Source organism: Pseudomonas citrullilanati, assembly GCF_030580855.1.
GTDB classification, from domain to species: Bacteria; Pseudomonadota; Gammaproteobacteria; order Pseudomonadales; family Pseudomonadaceae; genus Aquipseudomonas; species Aquipseudomonas citrulli.
The window spans coordinates 18,808-36,862 of the sequence record NZ_JAUQOP010000005.1 but is presented as its reverse complement, the minus strand read 5'-3'; the positions used below and the strand labels follow the sequence as shown (position 1 = coordinate 36,862).

Sequence of the window (18,055 nt, the reverse complement as noted above, 5' to 3'; positions counted from 1 at the left end):
CCACACAGCCCGCGCCCACAGTGATCGTCGGTGAAATTAGAATTTTGTGAGGGGAACACCGCTGTGCGCTCTACCGAAGTCGTGATCATTGGCGCTGGCGCCGCAGGCCTGATGTGCGCGCTGACCGCCGCCGCCCGTGGACGCGAGGTGCTGTTGCTGGACCACGCCAACAAGGCCGGCAAGAAAATCCTCATGTCCGGCGGTGGACGCTGCAATTTCACCAACCTGTACACCGAGCCGGCCAATTTCCTCTCGCAGAACCCGCACTTCTGCAAATCCGCCCTGGCCCGCTACACCCAATGGGATTTCATCGCCCTGGTGGCCAAGCACGGCGTGCCCTACCACGAGAAGAAACTCGGCCAGTTGTTCTGCGATAACAAATCCAGCGACATCCTCGCCATGCTCCTGGAGGAGTGCGACCAGGCCGGCGTCAGCCTGCACCTGGACACATCGATCACGCAGATCGAAAAAACCGACGGCGGCTACCGCCTGCAAACCACCCTCGGCGCCGTCGACTGCCAATCGTTGGTGATCGCCACGGGCGGGCTGTCGATCCCGACCCTGGGAGCGACCGGCTTCGGCTATCAAGTGGCCAAGCAGTTCGGCCACCAGTTGCTGCCAACCCGCGCCGGCCTGGTGCCGTTCACCATCACCGACCAGCTCAAGACTGTGTGCAGCGAACTGTCGGGCACCTCGGTGGATTGCCTGGTGAGCTGCAACGGGCAGGGTTTTCGCGAGAACATCCTGTTCACCCATCGCGGCCTGAGTGGCCCGGCGATCCTGCAGATTTCCTCGTTCTGGGAGCCGGGGGACACCGTGCAGATCAACCTGCTGCCGGACCACGACGTGCCGCAGTGGCTGCAACAGCAACAGGCCGAACGCCCCAACAGCGAACTCAAGACCCTGCTCGGCGAGTTGTTCACCAGGAAAATGGCCAACCTGCTGGCCGACACCTGGTTCGTCTCCAAGCCCATGAAGCAATACACCCACGCGGAACTGGCGGACATCGCCGAGAAACTGGCGAGCTGGAAGGTCATCCCGGCCGGCACCGAAGGCTACCGCACCGCCGAAGTGACCCTGGGCGGCGTCGACACCCGGGAAGTCTCGTCCAAGACCATGGAGTCGCTGAAGAGCCCCGGCCTGTACTTCATCGGCGAAGTGCTCGACGTCACCGGGCACCTGGGCGGGTTCAACTTCCAATGGGCCTGGGCATCGGGCTATGCGGCGGCGCAGTACGTCTAAGCCCGCCCCATGTTGTACCTGCTTTTGGGGCGAGGGGATAAACCCCCCCCCCACAGAGGTGGAGGTGTCCTTCGCATGCCGGAACACTTTTTTGCTGCCAGATGTGATCGCCCCCATTGCGTCGGCGTCATTACTGCCTCAATTTAGCGTCATTGCCCGTCAGGCCCGTGCACTTCATGTCATCGACCTCGTTTAGCCAGTCTTTGCGTCGCCTTTGGGCGTTGGATAAGTTCAGTTACAGCGTGCGGGTGTTCATCGCCCTGACCGGCAGCATGGGGCTGTGCTGGTACCTGGATGAAATGGGGCTGCTGATCCCATTGTTCCTGGGCATCATCGCCAGCGCCCTGGCCGAGACCGACGACAGTTGGCAGGGTCGCCTCAACGCCCTGGTCGTCACCCTGGTGTGCTTCACCGTCGCGGCCCTGTCGGTGGAGTTGCTGTTCCCGTATCCAGTCCTGTTCATCATCGCCCTGGCCCTGGCGAGCTTCGGCCTGACCATGCTCGGCGCCCTGGGCGAACGCTATGGGGCGATCGCCTCGGCCACCTTGATCCTGTCGGTCTACACGGTAATCGGCGTGGACCAGCGCGGTGGCGCGGTCACCGACTTCTGGCACGAACCCTCGCTGCTGGTGGCCGGCGCGGCGTGGTACGGCCTGCTCTCGGTGCTATGGCATGCGTTGTTTTCCAACCAGCCGGTGCAACAGAGCCTGGCGCGGCTGTTTCGCGAGCTGGGGCGCTACCTGAAGCTCAAATCGTCGCTGCTCGAACCGATCCGCCAACTGGACATCGAGGCGCGACGCCTGGAACTGGCCCAGCAGAACGGCCGGGTGGTCGCCGCGCTCAACAGCGCCAAGGAGATCATCCTGCATCGTGTCGGCAATGGCCGGCCGGGGTCGAAGGTCAGCCGCTACCTGAAGCTGTATTTCCTGGCCCAGGACATCCACGAACGCGCCAGTTCTTCCCATTACCCCTACAACGCCCTGGCCGAGGCGTTCTTCCACAGTGACGTGCTGTTCCGTTGCCAGCGCTTGCTGCGCCAGCAGGGCAAGGCCTGCCAGGCCCTGGGCGAATCGATCCAGTTGCGCCAGCCGTTCGTCTACGACGACACCTTCGCCGAAGCCCTCAACGACCTGCACGCGTCCCTGGAACACCTGCGGATCCAGAGCAACCCGGCCTGGCGTGGCCTGCTGCGCTCGCTGCGAGCGCTGTCGGTGAACCTCGCGACCATGGACCGCCTGCTCAGCGACGCCAGCAACCCCGACGCCCTGGCCGACGCCACCGACAGCAGCCTGCTGGACCGCTCGCCGCGCAACCTCAAGGACGTCTGGCTACGCCTGCGCACCCAGTTCACGCCGACCTCGCTGCTGTTCCGCCATGCCCTGCGCCTGCCCCTGGCCCTGAGCGTCGGCTACGCCGTGGTGCACATGATCCACCCGTCCCAGGGTTACTGGATCATCCTCACCACGCTGTTCGTCTGCCAACCGAACTACGGCGCCACCCGGCGCAAGCTCGGCCAGCGGATCATCGGCACCGCCATTGGCCTGACCGTGGCCTGGGCGCTGTTCGACCTGTTCCCCAACCCGCTGGTGCAATCGTGCTTCGCCATTGCCGCCGGGGTGGTGTTCTTCACCAACCGCACGACCCGCTACACCCTGGCGACGGCCGCGATCACCATCATGGTGCTGTTCTGCTTCAACCAGGTGGGCGATGGCTACGGCCTGTTGCTGCCACGGCTGTTCGATACCCTGCTCGGCAGCCTGATCGCCGGGCTGGCGGTGTTCCTGTTCCTGCCGGACTGGCAAGGCCGGCGACTGAACAAGGTGCTGGCCAACACGCTGACGTGCAACAGCATCTACCTGCGCCAGATCATGCAGCAGTACGCCGCCGGCAAAAGCGATGACCTGGCCTACCGCCTGGCCCGGCGCAATGCCCACAACGCCGACGCGGCCCTGTCCACCACCCTGGCCAACATGCTGATGGAACCGGGGCATTTCCGTAAGGAAGCCGACGTGGGGTTCCGCTTCCTGGTGCTGTCCCACACCCTGCTCAGCTACCTCTCAGGCCTGGGCGCCCACCGGGGCACCGAGCTGCCGGCGCAGGTGCGCGAACATCTGATCGACGGTGCGGGGGTGACACTGGCGGCCAGCATCGATGAAATCGCCCAGGGCCTGGCGAGCAAGCAACCGATCGCGGTGCAAAGCGACGAAGAAGAAGCGCTGGCCAACGCCCTCGAGCAAATGCCCGACGAGATCGACGAAGGCCAGCGGCTGGTGCAGACGCAACTGGCGTTGATCTGCCGTCAGTTGGGACCGTTGCGTACCCTGGCGGCGCACTTGGTCAAGGAGACTGGCGCGGATTAGAAAGTGGAGGTGGATGGGTTGGCCCCTTCGCGAGCAGGCTCGCTCCCACAGGCGTACTCAGTGCAGATGTGGGAGCGAGCCTGCTCGCGAAGAGGCCAGTCCAGGCCACTCGATCCCCCATCTCACATTCCGTGCTGCTTCAATATCCGCTCATAGCTGCCATCGGCTTTCATCGCCGCGATCTCACGGTCGAACCCCGCCACGATCTGCTCGTGCTCCGGGTTCTTCAGGCTGACCAGGATGTGCAAGCTGTTCTCGCTCAGCGGCTTGGGCAGGAATTCCACGGCGTTGCGCACCTTGGGGGATTCGCGAGACAGGTAGTAACGGGCGACGAACTCATCCTCCAGGGTCAGTTTCACCCGATCGGCGGCCAGCATGCGCACCGCCATGGCAAAGCTGTGCACCGGGACCTTCTGCATCTGCGGGTCGTCATCGAACGCCCTGGAATAGGCATAACCGCGAACCACGGCAATCGGATACACGTGCAGTTGCTGCAGGTCGTCGTATTCGATGGGGGTGTCCTTGCGCTTGATGAAGCGCACGCGATTGACCAGGTACTCGGCCGAGAACTGGCCAATGCGGGTGCGTTCCTCGCTGTACCAGGCGTTGATCAGCACATCGTAGCGGCCTTCGCTGACACCCAGCATCGCCCGGGCCCAGGGCACCTGCTCGAACTCCGTGGCATACCCGGCCCGCGCCAGGGCGGTGCTGACGATATCGGTCGCCAGTCCGCCATTGACCAGCGTGGCGTCGGTAAAGGGCGGCCAGCCATCGGCCACCAGGCGCAACTTCTGCGCGCAGACGTTGTGGCTCAGCAACAGCAACCCGACCAAAGCAAGAGCTCGATGCAATCGCGGCATGCCAACATCCTTGACGGGTTCAAATCCCGGTTTGTTTTTAGCCGAAACTCAAAGGCGATCCCTAAGATATCCGGTCCTAACATTAGCTCATTGAAGCCGCTGCGCAGGTTGAAACGAAGATTACACAAAGAAGACAGCAGAGCGAGAGGCCGATGATGGCATTTTGGCCCTTGTCACAATTTTTTCCAGTCGACGCACACAGAGACTTCCAGGCAAAGCCCGCTTAATATCGGCATCAGGTTCTTGAGGAAATTCAAAAAATGGACATCGATTGGGTCTGCAAACATCACAGTGACCTGAGCAAGGAACAGCTGTACGCCATTCTCAAATTGCGCGCCGACGTGTTCGTCGTCGAGCAGAATTGCGCCTATCCGGACGTCGACGGCCTCGACCTGGAAGGCGACACCTGCCACCTCATGGCGTGGCAGGACAACCAACTGGTGGCCTACCTTCGCCTGCTCGACCCGCACTCGCAAAACAGCGACGTGGTGATCGGGCGCGTGATCATCGCGCCGCAGGCCCGGGGCCAGGGCCTGGGCCACACGCTGATGGAGAAAGGCCTCAAGCAGGCCGAGAAGCACTGGCCGGGCACGTCGATCTCGCTGTCGGCCCAGGCGCATCTGCAAGGGTATTACGGGCGGTATGGGTTCCAGGCGGTGGGCGTGGAGTACCTGGAAGACGGGATTCCACACATTGGCATGCACCGGCCTTGAGGACGCCATCGCGAGCGAGCTCGCTCCCACAGGGGTCGCGGTGAACCGCGATCGACTGTGGGAGCGAGCCTGCTCGCGATAGGGCCAGCCCAGGCAACGATCTTCAGGGATACTCGAGCACCGCCTTGATCCGCTGCAGGTTCTCCTCGATCCAGCGCCGATCGATCGCGCCCCAGTCGCGTATCCGATACCCCCCGGCATGATTGCGGGCGCCCTGTTGTTGTTCGAATTCGCAGACGATGTCCAGGTCCGCCAACGCCGCGACGGTGTCCTGGGCGGTGCGCCGGGGCATGCCGGTGACTTCGGTGAGCGCGGGGATGCTGCTGGCCACGCCACTGTCGATCAGGTACGCCACGTACAAGCGCCGGTAGAAGCTGGTCTTGGTCTTGCTGACATCCATCCGATCATTCCTTGTGAGGTTGCAGGTCCCGCCAGGTCAGGTACACCCGCAGGTCGAATTCCAATTGGTGATACCCCGGCAGCATGTGCTCGCAGAGTTGGTAGAACGCCTTGTTGTGGTCCGACTCCTTGAAGTGCGCCAGTTCGTGCACGACGATCATCCGCAGGAACTCGGGCGCCGCCTCCTTGAACAGCGCGGCGATGCGGATTTCCTTCTTGGCCTTGAGCTTGCCGCCCTGCACCCGTGAAACGCTGGTGTGCAGGCCGAGGGCGCGATGGGTCAGGTCCAGGCGGTTGTCGAACAGCACCTTGTCGATGGCCGGGGCGTTACGCAGGTACTGCTGCTTGAGGTCCAGCGCATAGCCGTACAGGGCCTTGTCGCTCTGGATCGAATGCCGGTCGGGATAGCGCTGCTGCAGGTAGTCGCCCAGGCGATCCTGGGCGATCAGTTGCTGCACCTGGGCTTGTAGGGCGGGCGGATAGGCCTGGAGGTACTTGAGCGCGGTCATCGGGCGGCAACACAGTGAAGGAGGCCGCCAGTGTAGCGAATTCAGCTCTTTACCGCGCTCCAGTCGAACGGCTCGGCAAAGGCATCGGTGTCGTCCGCCACCAGGGGCCGCGCCACGAGAAAGCCCTGCACGTACTCGCAGCCGTGGGCCTTGAGCCATTGATACTGTTCGGCGGTCTCGACGCCTTCGGCAATCACCCGCAACCCCAACTGGCGGCACAGGTCGATCACCGACGCGGCCAGCGCCGCGTCCCGCGGTGAGCCGGGCAGGCGGGCGATCAGGTGCCGGTCGAGCTTGAGGGTGTCGAGTTCCAGGTCACGCAGGTGCACCAGCGAGCACGGCCCGGAACCGAAGTCATCCAGGGCCACCCGCACCCCGAGGTGACGCAGCAGCCGCAGTTGCTTCTGGGTTTCGTCAGGGTTGCGCACCAGCGCATCCTCGGTCACCTCGACCTCCAGTTGCCGGGGTTTCAAGGCATGGCGCTCCAGCACCTGGCGCAGCTCGGTCACCAGGTTGGGCATGCCGAACTGGGTACTGCTCAGGCTGACCCCCAACACCAGGTTGTCGGGAAACCTGCGTTCCCAGACTTTGCGCTGGGCACCGCTGCGGTGGTAGATCCAACTGCCCAGCCGACTGATCAACCGCGCTTCCTCCAGCAACGGCAGGAACAGCCCGGGCGGCACGTCGCCGACGCTCGGGTGCTGCCAGCGCAGCAACGCCTCGAAGCCGCGAATACGGCCGTCGCCGATACTGACCTGGGGCTGATAGACCAGGTTGAATTCACGATTCTCGATAGCCGAACGCACGCTTTCTTCGAGCATCAGTCGTGAACGGGCTCGACCGTTCATTTCGTGGTCATAAAAACGGTATTGCTGGCGGCCGGCCCGCTTCGCCTCGTACATGGCGATGTCGGAGGCCCGCAGCAGGCCGTCGAGGTTGGCGCCGCAATCGGGATAGGTCGCAATGCCGATGCTGGCCCCGAGCGCCACGTCCATGCCTTCGATCTGCTGGCAGATCGCGACGCGCTCGATGAGCTTCTCGGCGATCTTGGCCGCCTGCTCCGGGAACTCCAGGTCCAGCAGCGCGGTGAACTCGTCTCCCCCCAGGCGGGCGAGGATGTCGAAGGGCCGCAGGCACGCCTTCAACTGCTCCGAGACCCAGCGCAACACGCGATCCCCGGCGTCATGGCCGAGCAGGTCGTTGACCCGCTTGAAGCCGTCGAGGTCCAGGTACAGCAGCACCCAGTTGCTTTCCAGGCGTTCGCTGCGCATCAACAGGTTCTCGGCGGTCTGGTAGAACCCCCGCCGGTTGAGCAATCCGGTCAACGGGTCGGTGACCGCCTGGTATTCGAGCTGCTGGTGCAAGTGGCGAACCACCGACATGTCCTGCAGTGTCACCACCATGGCCTTCTGCTCCACGGGTAATGGCGCACAAGACAATGCCACCGACACCTGCTGGCCCGGGGCGGTGCGCAATACCGCATCGTGCAGGCGCAAGGTTTGCCCACGGCAATAAGCCGAGTAGATGTCGGATTCGCCCCAATCGGGGATGTGGGGTTTTTGCAGGAAATCCAGCAACGGCAGCCCCTGCAACTGCTCCGCCGTCGCGTTGAGCAAGCGACAGGTGGACGGATTGGCGAAGCGAATGCAGCCGTTCTCGTCCACCACCAGGATCCCTTCGGCAGCGTTATCCAGCACCGAGGCGTTGAAGGCCCTGGCCGCCTCCAGGTCCTGGCTCAGGCGCTGCAAGGCCCGGCGATTGCGCTGGTGCTCCAGCAGCGCCTGGACTTTGGGCTTGAGAATCTGCGGGTCGAAGGGCTTGAACAGGTAATCCACGGCGCCACTGGCGTAGCCCTTGATCACCGCATCCTGGGATTGTTCGTTGGCGGTCAGGAAAATGATCGGCGTGAGCCGCGTACGTTGGCTGCCGCGCATCAGGCGCGCCACTTCGAAACCGTCCATGTCGGGCATCTGCACATCCAACAGCACCAGATCGATGTCGTGTTCGAGCAGCAGGTTGAGGGCCTCGACACCCGAGGCCGCCGTCATCACCTGCCAATCCTGACGCTGCAACAGCGCTCGCATGCTGAGCAGGTTTTCGGGGTAGTCATCAACAATCAAAAGGACAGAGTTGTCTTCGCCAAGCGTAGGTTGCGCGCATTCCATGCTGCTTCTCTTATCAGGCGCCACGTCCGCTTTTCACAAATAAAACGGACAAATACTGAGATCTCACTCTAGACCGGGATTTTGAAAAGCAGTAGGTGTCATCACGCCATCATCCAGACAAAGCCCGAAATAGCCGACTAACGGTCACCCACCTCAGGCACAGAACCTGCAATGACGTATTTCGACGAACATTTGACGTCAATCATCCGCCGGGCAGCGCTCGAAAACACCCTGCCTGACATACCCATTACGCCTCAAAGGCCTGGACTAGAGCCTCCCTGATGTGGCGTGCAACAGCGAACCGTTACGCAGGATCCGAACATGATCGATCTCAACACCTGGAACTTGAGCATTCCTGAAGGCAGCCCGGCCATCACCATCGAAACCCCCCGATTGGCACAAGGGTTCAAGGACCAATACTTCAACGCCGAAACCGGCACATTGTTTTTCTGGGCCCCGGTGACCGGCACCAAGACCGCGAACGCGATTTATCCACGCAGCGAACTGCGGGAAACCTACAGCGACGGCACCCTGCGTAACTGGCTGTACTCCGCGGCGGATAACTCATTGAAGGCGACCCTGATGGTCAATCAGGTGCCCAGTAGCGGCAAGATCGTGATCGGTCAGATCCATACCAAGGACAGCACCAGCCCGCTGGTGAAGCTCGAATACCAATACAAGACGAAAACGTCCACGGGCAACATCGTCGCCAAAGTCCGCATGCGTCCGGATGACGAGGAAGGCCAGGTCATTACCGTGGCGACCGGGGTCAAACTCGACAGCCGGTTCTCCTACCAGATCCACCTCAATCAGAAGGGCGCACTGGGTATCACCGCGGCGGGTTACAACTGGAGGACCACCATCGACCCGACCTGGAAAGACAAGCCGCTCTATTTCAAGGCAGGGGTTTATGTGCAGGACAACACCGGCTACACCACCGAAGGCGGAAAAGTGACCTTCAGCCTGTTGGCCATCGACCACAAGATCTGATCCCACCCCGCAGTCAAAGCAGCAAGGAACGCTGCTTGCGGGGTGGCGACCCGCCCCCTCTTCCAGCGCATCGTCGCCCGTCAAAAAAACCCAAAGCGACAGATACCAATTCGCCATCGTTCCAATCATTTCGCGATTAATCGACCAACGGTCATTCCTTTCGGGCACAAAAACGACAAATGCCACTCTGACGGACCGTTGACGCCAACCCTCCGCCGACACGCATTGGAAGAATGACAGTCGTACGCGCCCCGGTGTCTTCGAAAGCGCGTCAAACAGCCTCCGGCTATGGCGTAAATCATTTCTTTTGTACAGAAAGGATCCGAACATGGTCGATCTAGCAACCTGGAACCTGAGCATCCCCGAAGGCAGCCCGCCGAAAACCATCGAGACGCCCCGACTGGTGGATGGTTTCAAGGACAAGTATTTCAACTCCGATGGCAGCACCGTGTATTTCTGGGCGCCGGTGACCGGGGCCAAGACGGAAAACGCGATTTATCCGCGCAGTGAGTTGAGGGAAACCTATAAAGACGGCACCTTGCGCAACTGGCTGTACCCCGAGGCCGACAATTTCCTGAACGCCACCCTGGTCGTCCACCAGGTACCCAGCAGCGGCAAGGTGGTGATCGGCCAGATCCACACCAAGGACAGCAACAAGCCCATGGTGAAACTGGAATACCAGTACAAGGACGCCACCGACACCGGCGACATCGTCGCCAAGGTCCGGATGCGCCCCGACGATAAAAAGGCCCGAGTGATCACCGTCGCCAGCGGCGTGAAGCTCGATCGCGCCTTCTCCTACCGCATCCACCTCGACCGTACCGGCGACCTGGGCATCACCGCCGCGGGCCGCAGCTGGTACACCACCATCAGCGCCACCTGGCGGGTCAAGCCGCTGTATTTCAAGGCAGGGGTGTATGTACAGGACAACACCGGCTACACCAGCGAAGGCGGAAAAGTGACGTTCAGCAAGCTGGATATCGATCACAACACCTGAACGTTTGCTTCCGAGAATCTCGTAGCGCCGTCCTCGCGAGCAGGCTCGCCCCCACCCTGGGGTCGAAGTCCGAAACGGATAGATACCCGCCATGAAAAAACCCGCATGAATGCGGGTTTTTTCAAAGCAGGAACTCAGTTGACCTTGGCGTTCAACTCACCCTTCAGATAGCGCTGATACATCACTTCCAGCGAAATCGGCTTGATCTTCGAAGCATTGCCCGCCGTACCGAACGCCTCATACCGCGCAATGCAAACATCACGCATGGCGGTCACGGTGGCACCGAGGAACTTGCGTGGGTCGAACTCGCTCGGGTTGGTCGCCATCAGGCGGCGCATGGCACCGGTGGACGCCAGGCGCAGGTCGGTGTCGATGTTGACCTTGCGCACGCCGTGCTTGATGCCTTCGACAATTTCCTCGACCGGCACGCCGTAGGTTTCCTTGATGTCACCGCCGTACTGGTTGATGATCGCCAGCCACTCCTGGGGCACCGAGGACGAACCGTGCATCACCAGGTGGGTGTTGGGGATGCGCTTGTGGATTTCCTTGATGCGGTCGATGGCCAGCACGTCGCCAGTTGGCGGCTTGGTGAACTTGTAGGCGCCGTGGCTGGTGCCGATGGCGATCGCGAGGGCGTCGACCTGGGTCTTCTTGACGAAGTCGGCGGCTTCTTCCGGGTCGGTCAGCATCTGGCTGTGATCCAGCACGCCTTCCGCGCCGATGCCGTCTTCTTCACCGGCCATGCCGGTTTCCAGCGAACCCAGGCAACCCAGCTCGCCTTCCACCGAAACGCCGCAGGCGTGGGCCATGGCGACGGTCTGCTGGGTGACGCGCACGTTGTATTCGTAGTCGGTCGGGGTCTTGCCGTCTTCGCCGAGGGAGCCGTCCATCATCACCGAGCTGAAGCCCAGTTGGATGGAGCGCTGGCAGACGTCCGGGCTGGTGCCGTGGTCCTGGTGCATGCACACCGGGATGTGTGGGAATTCTTCGATGGCGGCCAGGATCAGGTGACGCAGGAACGGCGCACCGGCGTATTTACGCGCGCCGGCCGAAGCCTGGACGATCACCGGGGAGTCAGTCTTGTCAGCGGCTTCCATGATGGCGCGCATCTGCTCAAGGTTGTTGACGTTAAAGGCTGGGACGCCGTAGCCGAACTCGGCTGCGTGGTCCAGCATCTGACGCATGCTGATAAGTGCCATGTGTGTCTCTCTCCCGGTCGAGGGTCGTTAATCGTGCCAGCCTGCCGGAGCGGCGGCGGCTATTCAAGTCATTGCAGGTCGGGGATTGGCCCCGGCCTGCGTGTTCGGTATCGCTCAACCCAAATACCGACGCGATCCCTGTGGGAGCGAGCTTGCTCGCGATGAGGGCGGTACATTCAACATCACTGTTGCCTGATACACCGCTATCGCGAGCAAGCTCGCTCCCACACTGGATCTGCTCCCACATTTGGATCGCTGTGGATCAGTTCAATCGTATTACTGCGCCTTGCAACCACGCCCAATCAAGTCATTCGTGGCGACCCAGTACACCAGGCCTTCCTCACCCTTGACGTGGAACGCCAGCATGTCGTCGCTGTACAACGACCCCGAGGCGCCCGGCTCCTGTTTCAGGTGGTAGACCTGGTCGGCACCGCCCAGGCGTACGTCGACTTCCTGATGGGCGGCATCGGTATAGCGCCAGAGCACCTTGGCCTCGCTGTCACACGTCCAGGTCGTCCAACCTGCCACAGGCGCCGAAGCGCCCGGAAAACCCAACTGCGCACACCCGGCCAGCACGGCCAACGCCGCAACGGCGATCAAGCCTTTCATCCGTGTTCCTCGACCGACGGCGCACGCCGCCAGCCCTGAGTTAAGAGTCAGACCCGTCAAGGACAACCATGTTCCTTGGCCGGGGTTTGCGTCTCGTATTTGTCCAGGCCATCCGGTCCGGAACGCTTGTTCAGCACCGGGTTGGTCTCGGCCTGCCAGTCGGCCTGGTAGCAGCCTTGCTCAGGCGCCGGCGTCCCGGTTTCCGGGGGCGTGGCCTTCGGGCTACCGGAGCAGGCCGCCAACAGCGTCGCCGCCAGCAGCAACGTGAACGTCTTGACCATCAGAACACTCCTTTGCCTGGTCAACGCAGCCTCACGCCTTGGCCCGGCTTTCCAGGACTTCCACGGCCGGCAGCACCTTGCCCTCGACGAATTCGAGGAACGCGCCACCCCCGGTAGAAATGTAGGAGATCTGCTCGGCCACGCCATATTTATCGATGGCCGCCAGGGTGTCGCCGCCACCGGCGATGGAGAACGCCGCGCTCTCGGCAATCGCCTGGGCCAGCACCTTGGTGCCGTTGCCGAACTGGTCGAACTCGAACACGCCCACCGGGCCGTTCCACAGGATCGTCCGGGACGACTTCAACAGCTCGGCGAAGTTGGCCGCGGTTTGCGGGCCAATGTCGAGGATCATGTCGTCTTCGGCCACGTCGGCGATCAGCTTCACGGTCGCGGCCGCGCTTTCGGCGAATTCCTTGGCCACCACCACGTCCACCGGCAACGGCACGCTGACCTTGGCGGCGATGTCCCGGGCGGTGTCCAGCAGGTCCGGTTCATACAGGGACTTGCCGACCGGATGACCGGCAGCGGCGAGGAAGGTGTTGGCGATGCCGCCACCGACGATCAACTGGTTGCAGACCTGGCTCAGGCTGTTGAGCACGTCCAGCTTGGTGGACACCTTGGAGCCGGCGACGATGGCCGCCATCGGCTGCGCCGGAGAGCCCAGGGCCTTGCCCAGCGCTTCCAGTTCAGCGGCCAGCAACGGGCCGGCGGCGGCGACCTTGGCGAACTTCGCCACGCCGTGGGTCGAACCCTCGGCGCGGTGGGCGGTGCCGAACGCATCCATCACGAACACATCGCACAGGGCGGCGTATTGCTGGGCCAGTTCGTCGGCATTCTTTTTCTCGCCCTTGTTGAAGCGTACGTTTTCGAACAGCACGACGTCGCCGGCCTTCACGTCTACGCCGCCCAGGTAGTCAGCCACCAGTGGCACGTCGCGACCCAGGGCGCGGCTCAGGTAATCGGCCACGGGCTTGAGGCTGTTTTCCGCTGAGAACTCGCCTTCGGTCGGACGGCCCAGGTGGGAGCAGACCATCACCGCCGCGCCTTTTTCCAGGGCCAGCTTGATGGTCGGCAGCGAAGCCAGGATGCGTGCGTCGCTGGTGACCACACCGTCCTTGACGGGAACGTTGAGGTCTTCACGAATCAGTACACGCTTACCTTGCAGGTCGAGGTCGGACATCTTCAACACGGTCATGGGTCGCAATTCCTGGGTAACTGTTTAGAGAGCAGGTTTTTTAGAAGCAGAAAGCGAAGTCGCGGCTTGCAGGTAATGCTCGGCCACATCCAGCATTCGGTTGGCAAACCCCCATTCATTGTCGAACCAGGCCAGGATGTTCACGAGCCGGGGTCCGGAAACACGGGTCTGGCTGGCATCGACGATGGCCGAATGAGGGTCATGGTTAAAATCACAGCTGGCATGAGGCAACTCGGTGTAGGCCAGGAGGCCTTTGAGCGGGCCGCTGGTGGCGGCTTCGCGCAGGATCCGGTTGACCTCGGTGGCGTCGGTATCGCTCACGGTCTGCATCGTGATATCGAGGCAGGACACGTTGACCGTCGGCACCCGCACGGCTTTGGCCTGAATTCGCCCGGCAAGTTCCGGCAGCAGCCGTTCGATGCCGCGCGCCAGACCAGTGGACACCGGAATCACCGACTGGAACGCTGAACGGGTGCGGCGCAGGTCTTCGTGGTGATAGGCGTCGATCACCGGCTGGTCGTTCATCGCCGAGTGGATGGTGGTGATGGACACGTATTCCAGGCCGATGGCCTGGTCCAGCAGGCGCAACAGCGGCACGCCGCAGTTGGTGGTGCAGGACGCGTTGGACACCAGCAACTCATCCCCCGCCAGGCAATCCTGGTTCACGCCGTAGACGATGGTCGCATCCACGTCCGCTTCGCTGGCCATTGGCTGGGAAAACAGCACCCGGGGCGCGCCGGCCGCGAGAAAACGCATGCCGTCTTCGCGGGTGTGGTAGGCACCGGAACATTCGAGCACCAGGTCGACGCCCAGGGACGCCCAGTCGATGCCTTCGGGGGTGGCATTGCGCAGGACCTTCACGCAGTCGCCATTGATATGCAGACAATCGTCCTCGACCCGCACTTCGCCGGGGAACCGGCCGTGGGTGGAGTCGAAGCGTGTCAGGTATTCGATGCTGGCCATGTCGGCCAGATCGTTGATCGCGACAATTTCAAACCCGGCCTTCGCCCCTCGCTCGAACAGCGCACGCAAGACGCAACGACCAATCCGGCCGTAGCCGTTGAGTGCAACTTTGTAGGGACGCGGTTGGGGCATGGGGTTTCTCTGACCAGGGTGAGTCCATGGAGTACAGCGCGGAATGTTCCGCAGTCATCGCGGGCAAGCCTTGCTCCCACAGGATGGCACCTTCCCTGTGGGAGTGTGCATATTCTGTGGGAGCAAGGCTTGCCCGCGATGGCGTCAGAACAGGCGATGCATTCCTGGACTTAGTCTTCCAGCAACTCTTCAGCCTGACCCAGGATGTTGTCCAGGGTGAAACCGAATTCCTCGAACAGCGCCGGCGCAGGCGCCGATTCACCGTAGGTGGTCATGCCGATCACGCGACCTTCCAGGCCGACGTACTTGTACCAGTAATCGGCGTGAGCCGCCTCGATGGCGATCCGCGCGCTGACCTGCAGCGGCAACACCGCCTGCTTGTAGCCAGCATCCTGGGCGTCGAACACGCTGGTGCACGGCATCGACACCACGCGCACGTTGCGGCCCTGGGCGGTCAGCTTGTCGTAGGCCTGTACGGCCAGGCCGACTTCGGAGCCGGTGGCGATCAGGATCAGTTCCGGCTCGCCGATGCAGTCCTTGAGCACGTAGCCACCGCGGGCGATGTCGTCGATCTGGCCGGCGTCACGCACCTGGTGCTGCAGGTTCTGGCGGGAGAAGATCAGCGCCGATGGGCCGTCGTTACGCTCGATGGCGTATTTCCAGGCCACCGCCGACTCCACGGCGTCGCAGGGGCGCCAGGTGTCCAGGTTCGGCGTGCAGCGCAGGCTGGCCAGTTGCTCGATCGGCTGGTGGGTCGGGCCGTCTTCACCCAGGCCGATGGAGTCGTGGGTGAACACGTAGAGCACGCGCTTCTTCATCAGCGCCGACATGCGCACGGCGTTGCGGGCGTATTCCATGAACATCAGGAAGGTCGCGCCGTAGGGCACCAGGCCACCGTGCAGCGCGACGCCGTTCATGATCGCGCTCATGCCGAACTCACGCACGCCGTAGTACATGTAGTTGCCGCTGGCGTCCTCGGCGCTGACGCCCTTGCAGCCTTTCCACAGGGTCAGGTTGGAACCGGCCAGGTCGGCCGAACCGCCCAGCAATTCCGGCAGCAGCGGGCCAAAGGCGTTCAAGGTGTTCTGGCTGGCCTTGCGGCTGGCGATGGTTTCGCCCTTGGCCGCGACGTCGGCGATGTACGCCGAGGCCTTGGCGGCGAAGTCGGCCGGCAGCTCGCCGCTGAGGCGACGCACCAGCTCGTTGGCCAACTCAGGGAATTCGGCGGAATAAGCGGCGAAGCGCTGGTCCCAATCGGCTTCGAGCGCGCGACCTTTTTCCTTGGCGTCCCATTCGGCGTAGATGTCGGCCGGGATTTCGAACGGGCCGTGGTTCCACTTCAGCGCGGCGCGGGTCAGGGCGATTTCCTCGGCACCCAGCGGCGCGCCGTGGCAGTCTTCCTTGCCCTGCTTGTTGGGGGAACCGAAGCCGATGGTGGTCTTGCAGCAGATCAGGGTCGGCTGGCTGCTCTTGCGGGCGGTCTCGATGGCGGTCTTGATCTCTTCCGGGTCATGGCCGTCGACATTGCGGATCACCAGCCAGTTGTAGGCTTCGAAGCGCTTGGGGGTGTCGTCGGTGAACCAGCCTTCGACTTCACCGTCGATGGAGATGCCGTTGTCGTCATAGAAGGCGACCAGCTTGTCCAGGCCCAGGGTGCCGGCCAGGGAAGCGACCTCGTGGGAAATGCCTTCCATCATGCAGCCATCACCCAGGAACACGTAGGTGTGGTGGTCGACGACGTTGTGGCCGGGGCGGTTGAACTGCGCCGCCAGGACTTTTTCCGCGAGAGCGAAGCCCACCGCATTGGCCAGGCCCTGGCCCAACGGGCCGGTAGTGGTTTCCACGCCCGGGGTGTAGCCGTATTCCGGGTGGCCCGGGGTGCGGCTGTGCAGCTGGCGGAAGTTCTTCAGGTCATCGATCGACAGGTCATAGCCGGTCAGGTGCAGCAGCGAATAGATCAACATCGAGCCATGGCCGTTGGACAGCACGAAGCGGTCGCGGTCGGCGAACGAGGGATTGCTCGGGCTGTGCTTGAGGTAGTCGCGCCAAAGCACCTCGGCGATATCCGCCATACCCATAGGGGCACCGGGATGGCCGCTGTTGGCTTTCTGCACGGCATCCATGCTGAGGGCACGAATGGCATTGGCTCGCTCACGACGGCTGGGCATCGCTGATCTCCTGCGGGAATTGAATCGAGAATGAATAAAACGAAACTGAAAAAGGCGAGCATTTTCCCTCACCCACCCGCCCCGGGGCAATGACAGATAGTCATCGGCAGGCGTTTTTCCGGTGGATAAAGCGTCATTCGCCAGGTGAAACCTTTCCGCTGATGGTTTGTAGAGTCAAGCTCGCCGTGGGAAGTGCCATTTATCACGCAATATCAAAACTTTTTGATATTGACCTTGCGATGCGCCGCCCCCCTCACTAGACTGCCGCCCTATGAACTTACACGCGCCCTCCATTCGCCACGACGATTGCGATGAACTGGCGGCCCTTTGCAAGGCCGGCGGCGATCCGTTGCGGCTCAATGTATTGCGCGCCTTGGCCAACGACTCGTTCGGCGTACTGGAATTGGCGCAGATCTTCGGCATTGGCCAATCGGGCATGAGCCACCACCTCAAGGTCCTGGCCCAGGCCGACCTGGTGGCGACGCGCCGCGAAGGCAACGCCATTTTCTATCGCCGTGCCCTGCCCCATACCGATCTCCTGGGCGGCAAGCTGCATGCGGCGCTGCTCGACGAAGTGGATGAACTGCAGCTGCCGCCGGATGTGCAGGCGCGCATCGCCCAGGTCCACAAGCAACGGGCCGCCGCCAGCCAGGACTTTTTCGCCCGGGTGGCCGAGAAGTTCCGCGCCCAGCAAGACCTGATCGCCGGCCTGCCGCAATACCGCGAAAGCGTGGTGGCGCTGCTGGACAAACTCGGCTTCGGGGCCAGCGCCAGCGCAATCGAGGTCGGCCCCGGCGACGGTGCGTTCCTGCCCGAACTGGCCCGGCGCTTTCACCAGGTCACGGCGCTGGACAACAGCCCGGCCATGCTCGAACTGGCACGCCAGGTGTGCGAGCGGGAAAACCTGGCTAACGTCAGCCTGCAACTGGCCGATGCCCTGGACGGCCCCGACCAGCAGGCCGACTGCGTGGTCTTGAACATGGTGCTCCACCACTTCGCCGCACCGGCCGATGCCCTCAAGCACCTGGCTGGCCTGGTGAAACCAGGCGGCAGCCTGCTGGTGACGGAGTTATGCAGCCACAACCAGAGCTGGGCCAGGGAGGCCTGCGGAGATCTCTGGCTGGGGTTTGAACAGGATGACCTGGCCCGTTGGGCCTCCGCTGCGGGCCTCGTGCCCGGGGAAAGCCTCTATGTGGGCTTACGCAATGGTTTCCAGATCCAGGTTCGCCACTTCCAGCGACCGACTGACGACACTCACCAACGGTAACTTGTA

Annotated in this window: 16 protein-coding genes; 6 read left to right on the top strand and 10 right to left on the bottom strand. The window is 62.6% G+C overall.

Annotation, left to right across the window (positions count from 1 at the left end):
• Nucleotides 1–63 precede the first annotated feature (63 nt).
• Entirely contained in the window at nt 64–1,242 is a 1,179-nt protein-coding gene (locus tag Q6A48_RS05770; RefSeq protein ID WP_304552593.1) for a BaiN/RdsA family NAD(P)/FAD-dependent oxidoreductase, read from the top strand.
• A gap of 176 nt (nt 1,243–1,418) precedes the next feature.
• Entirely contained in the window at nt 1,419–3,602 is a 2,184-nt protein-coding gene (gene yccS, locus Q6A48_RS05765) for a YccS family putative transporter (RefSeq protein ID WP_304552592.1), read from the top strand.
• Between the two features lie 122 nt (nt 3,603–3,724).
• Here the strand turns inward: yccS and Q6A48_RS05760 are convergent, their stop codons facing one another.
• On the bottom strand, nt 3,725–4,462 hold the full coding sequence (locus Q6A48_RS05760) for a substrate-binding periplasmic protein (RefSeq protein ID WP_304552591.1): 738 nt from the start codon (nt 4,460–4,462) through the stop codon (nt 3,725–3,727).
• 260 nt (nt 4,463–4,722) lie between these two features.
• Between Q6A48_RS05760 and Q6A48_RS05755 the strand changes: the two genes are divergently transcribed.
• A complete protein-coding gene (locus Q6A48_RS05755) occupies nt 4,723–5,175 on the top strand; it encodes a GNAT family N-acetyltransferase (RefSeq protein ID WP_304552590.1) in 453 nt (150 codons plus the stop codon).
• A 103-nt stretch (nt 5,176–5,278) separates the two neighbouring features.
• On the opposite strand, the gene Q6A48_RS05750 is transcribed toward Q6A48_RS05755, so the two are convergent.
• Genes Q6A48_RS05750 through Q6A48_RS05740 form a run of 3 tightly spaced genes read right to left on the bottom strand, consistent with a single transcriptional unit; the run spans nt 5,279 to nt 8,248 of the window.
• A complete protein-coding gene (locus Q6A48_RS05750; protein ID WP_304552589.1) occupies nt 5,279–5,575 on the bottom strand; it encodes a winged helix-turn-helix domain-containing protein in 297 nt (98 codons plus the stop codon).
• Between the two features lie 4 nt (nt 5,576–5,579).
• On the bottom strand, nt 5,580–6,083 hold the full coding sequence (locus Q6A48_RS05745) for a M48 metallopeptidase family protein (RefSeq protein ID WP_304552588.1): 504 nt from the start codon (nt 6,081–6,083) through the stop codon (nt 5,580–5,582).
• Nucleotides 6,084–6,124: 41 nt separating this feature from the next.
• Entirely contained in the window at nt 6,125–8,248 is a 2,124-nt protein-coding gene (locus tag Q6A48_RS05740) for a putative bifunctional diguanylate cyclase/phosphodiesterase (protein WP_304552587.1), read from the bottom strand.
• Nucleotides 8,249–8,569: 321 nt separating this feature from the next.
• Here Q6A48_RS05740 and Q6A48_RS05735 point away from each other — a divergent pair, with 321 nt between their 5' ends.
• Together Q6A48_RS05735 and Q6A48_RS05730 are read left to right on the top strand one after the other, a co-directional pair.
• Nucleotides 8,570–9,238: a polysaccharide lyase family 7 protein gene (locus Q6A48_RS05735; protein ID WP_304552586.1), complete on the top strand. Its 669-nt coding sequence runs from the start codon at nt 8,570–8,572 to the stop codon at nt 9,236–9,238.
• A gap of 328 nt (nt 9,239–9,566) precedes the next feature.
• Nucleotides 9,567–10,235, top strand: a complete 669-nt coding sequence (locus Q6A48_RS05730; protein WP_304552585.1) for a polysaccharide lyase family 7 protein — start codon at nt 9,567–9,569, stop codon at nt 10,233–10,235.
• 134 nt (nt 10,236–10,369) lie between these two features.
• Here the strand turns inward: Q6A48_RS05730 and fba are convergent, their stop codons facing one another.
• The 6 genes from fba to tkt form a co-directional block, all read right to left on the bottom strand.
• Nucleotides 10,370–11,434: a class II fructose-bisphosphate aldolase gene (gene fba, locus Q6A48_RS05725; protein WP_304552584.1), complete on the bottom strand. Its 1,065-nt coding sequence runs from the start codon at nt 11,432–11,434 to the stop codon at nt 10,370–10,372.
• A gap of 276 nt (nt 11,435–11,710) precedes the next feature.
• A complete protein-coding gene (locus tag Q6A48_RS05720; RefSeq protein ID WP_304552583.1) occupies nt 11,711–12,043 on the bottom strand; it encodes an MliC family protein in 333 nt (110 codons plus the stop codon).
• Between the two features lie 56 nt (nt 12,044–12,099).
• The gene (locus tag Q6A48_RS05715) at nt 12,100–12,324 is read right to left on the bottom strand and encodes a hypothetical protein (RefSeq protein ID WP_304552582.1); all 225 of its coding nucleotides are present in this window, start codon (nt 12,322–12,324) and stop codon (nt 12,100–12,102) included.
• Nucleotides 12,325–12,355: 31 nt separating this feature from the next.
• On the bottom strand, nt 12,356–13,519 hold the full coding sequence (locus Q6A48_RS05710; RefSeq protein ID WP_304552581.1) for a phosphoglycerate kinase: 1,164 nt from the start codon (nt 13,517–13,519) through the stop codon (nt 12,356–12,358).
• Nucleotides 13,520–13,543: 24 nt separating this feature from the next.
• The gene (gene epd, locus Q6A48_RS05705; RefSeq protein WP_304552580.1) at nt 13,544–14,614 is read right to left on the bottom strand and encodes an erythrose-4-phosphate dehydrogenase; all 1,071 of its coding nucleotides are present in this window, start codon (nt 14,612–14,614) and stop codon (nt 13,544–13,546) included.
• A gap of 170 nt (nt 14,615–14,784) precedes the next feature.
• Nucleotides 14,785–16,782 carry a transketolase gene (gene tkt / locus Q6A48_RS05700; protein ID WP_304552579.1) on the bottom strand — a complete coding sequence of 666 codons (1,998 nt, stop codon included), beginning with the start codon at nt 16,780–16,782 and terminating at the stop codon, nt 14,785–14,787.
• A 271-nt stretch (nt 16,783–17,053) separates the two neighbouring features.
• Between tkt and Q6A48_RS05695 the strand changes: the two genes are divergently transcribed.
• Complete coding sequence (locus Q6A48_RS05695) at nt 17,054–18,049, top strand: ArsR/SmtB family transcription factor (RefSeq protein ID WP_304552578.1); 996 nt, start codon at nt 17,054–17,056, stop codon at nt 18,047–18,049.
• Nucleotides 18,050–18,055: the final 6 nt, after the last annotated feature.

What these genes read in the sequence shown, in the direction of transcription:
- yccS (WP_304552592.1), top strand. Translation starts at nt 1,419, where the DNA reads ATGTCATCGACCTCGTTTAGCCAGTCTTTGCGTCGCCTTTGGGCGTTG.
- Q6A48_RS05760 (WP_304552591.1), bottom strand. Translation starts at nt 4,462, where the DNA reads ATGCCGCGATTGCATCGAGCTCTTGCTTTGGTCGGGTTGCTGTTGCTG.
- Q6A48_RS05755 (WP_304552590.1), top strand. Translation starts at nt 4,723, where the DNA reads ATGGACATCGATTGGGTCTGCAAACATCACAGTGACCTGAGCAAGGAA.
- Q6A48_RS05750 (WP_304552589.1), bottom strand. Translation starts at nt 5,575, where the DNA reads ATGGATGTCAGCAAGACCAAGACCAGCTTCTACCGGCGCTTGTACGTG.
- Q6A48_RS05745 (WP_304552588.1), bottom strand. Translation starts at nt 6,083, where the DNA reads ATGACCGCGCTCAAGTACCTCCAGGCCTATCCGCCCGCCCTACAAGCC.
- Q6A48_RS05740 (WP_304552587.1), bottom strand. Translation starts at nt 8,248, where the DNA reads ATGGAATGCGCGCAACCTACGCTTGGCGAAGACAACTCTGTCCTTTTG.
- Q6A48_RS05735 (WP_304552586.1), top strand. Translation starts at nt 8,570, where the DNA reads ATGATCGATCTCAACACCTGGAACTTGAGCATTCCTGAAGGCAGCCCG.
- Q6A48_RS05730 (WP_304552585.1), top strand. Translation starts at nt 9,567, where the DNA reads ATGGTCGATCTAGCAACCTGGAACCTGAGCATCCCCGAAGGCAGCCCG.
- fba (WP_304552584.1), bottom strand. Translation starts at nt 11,434, where the DNA reads ATGGCACTTATCAGCATGCGTCAGATGCTGGACCACGCAGCCGAGTTC.
- Q6A48_RS05720 (WP_304552583.1), bottom strand. Translation starts at nt 12,043, where the DNA reads ATGAAAGGCTTGATCGCCGTTGCGGCGTTGGCCGTGCTGGCCGGGTGT.
- Q6A48_RS05715 (WP_304552582.1), bottom strand. Translation starts at nt 12,324, where the DNA reads ATGGTCAAGACGTTCACGTTGCTGCTGGCGGCGACGCTGTTGGCGGCC.
- Q6A48_RS05710 (WP_304552581.1), bottom strand. Translation starts at nt 13,519, where the DNA reads ATGACCGTGTTGAAGATGTCCGACCTCGACCTGCAAGGTAAGCGTGTA.
- epd (WP_304552580.1), bottom strand. Translation starts at nt 14,614, where the DNA reads ATGCCCCAACCGCGTCCCTACAAAGTTGCACTCAACGGCTACGGCCGG.
- tkt (WP_304552579.1), bottom strand. Translation starts at nt 16,782, where the DNA reads ATGCCCAGCCGTCGTGAGCGAGCCAATGCCATTCGTGCCCTCAGCATG.
- Q6A48_RS05695 (WP_304552578.1), top strand. Translation starts at nt 17,054, where the DNA reads ATGAACTTACACGCGCCCTCCATTCGCCACGACGATTGCGATGAACTG.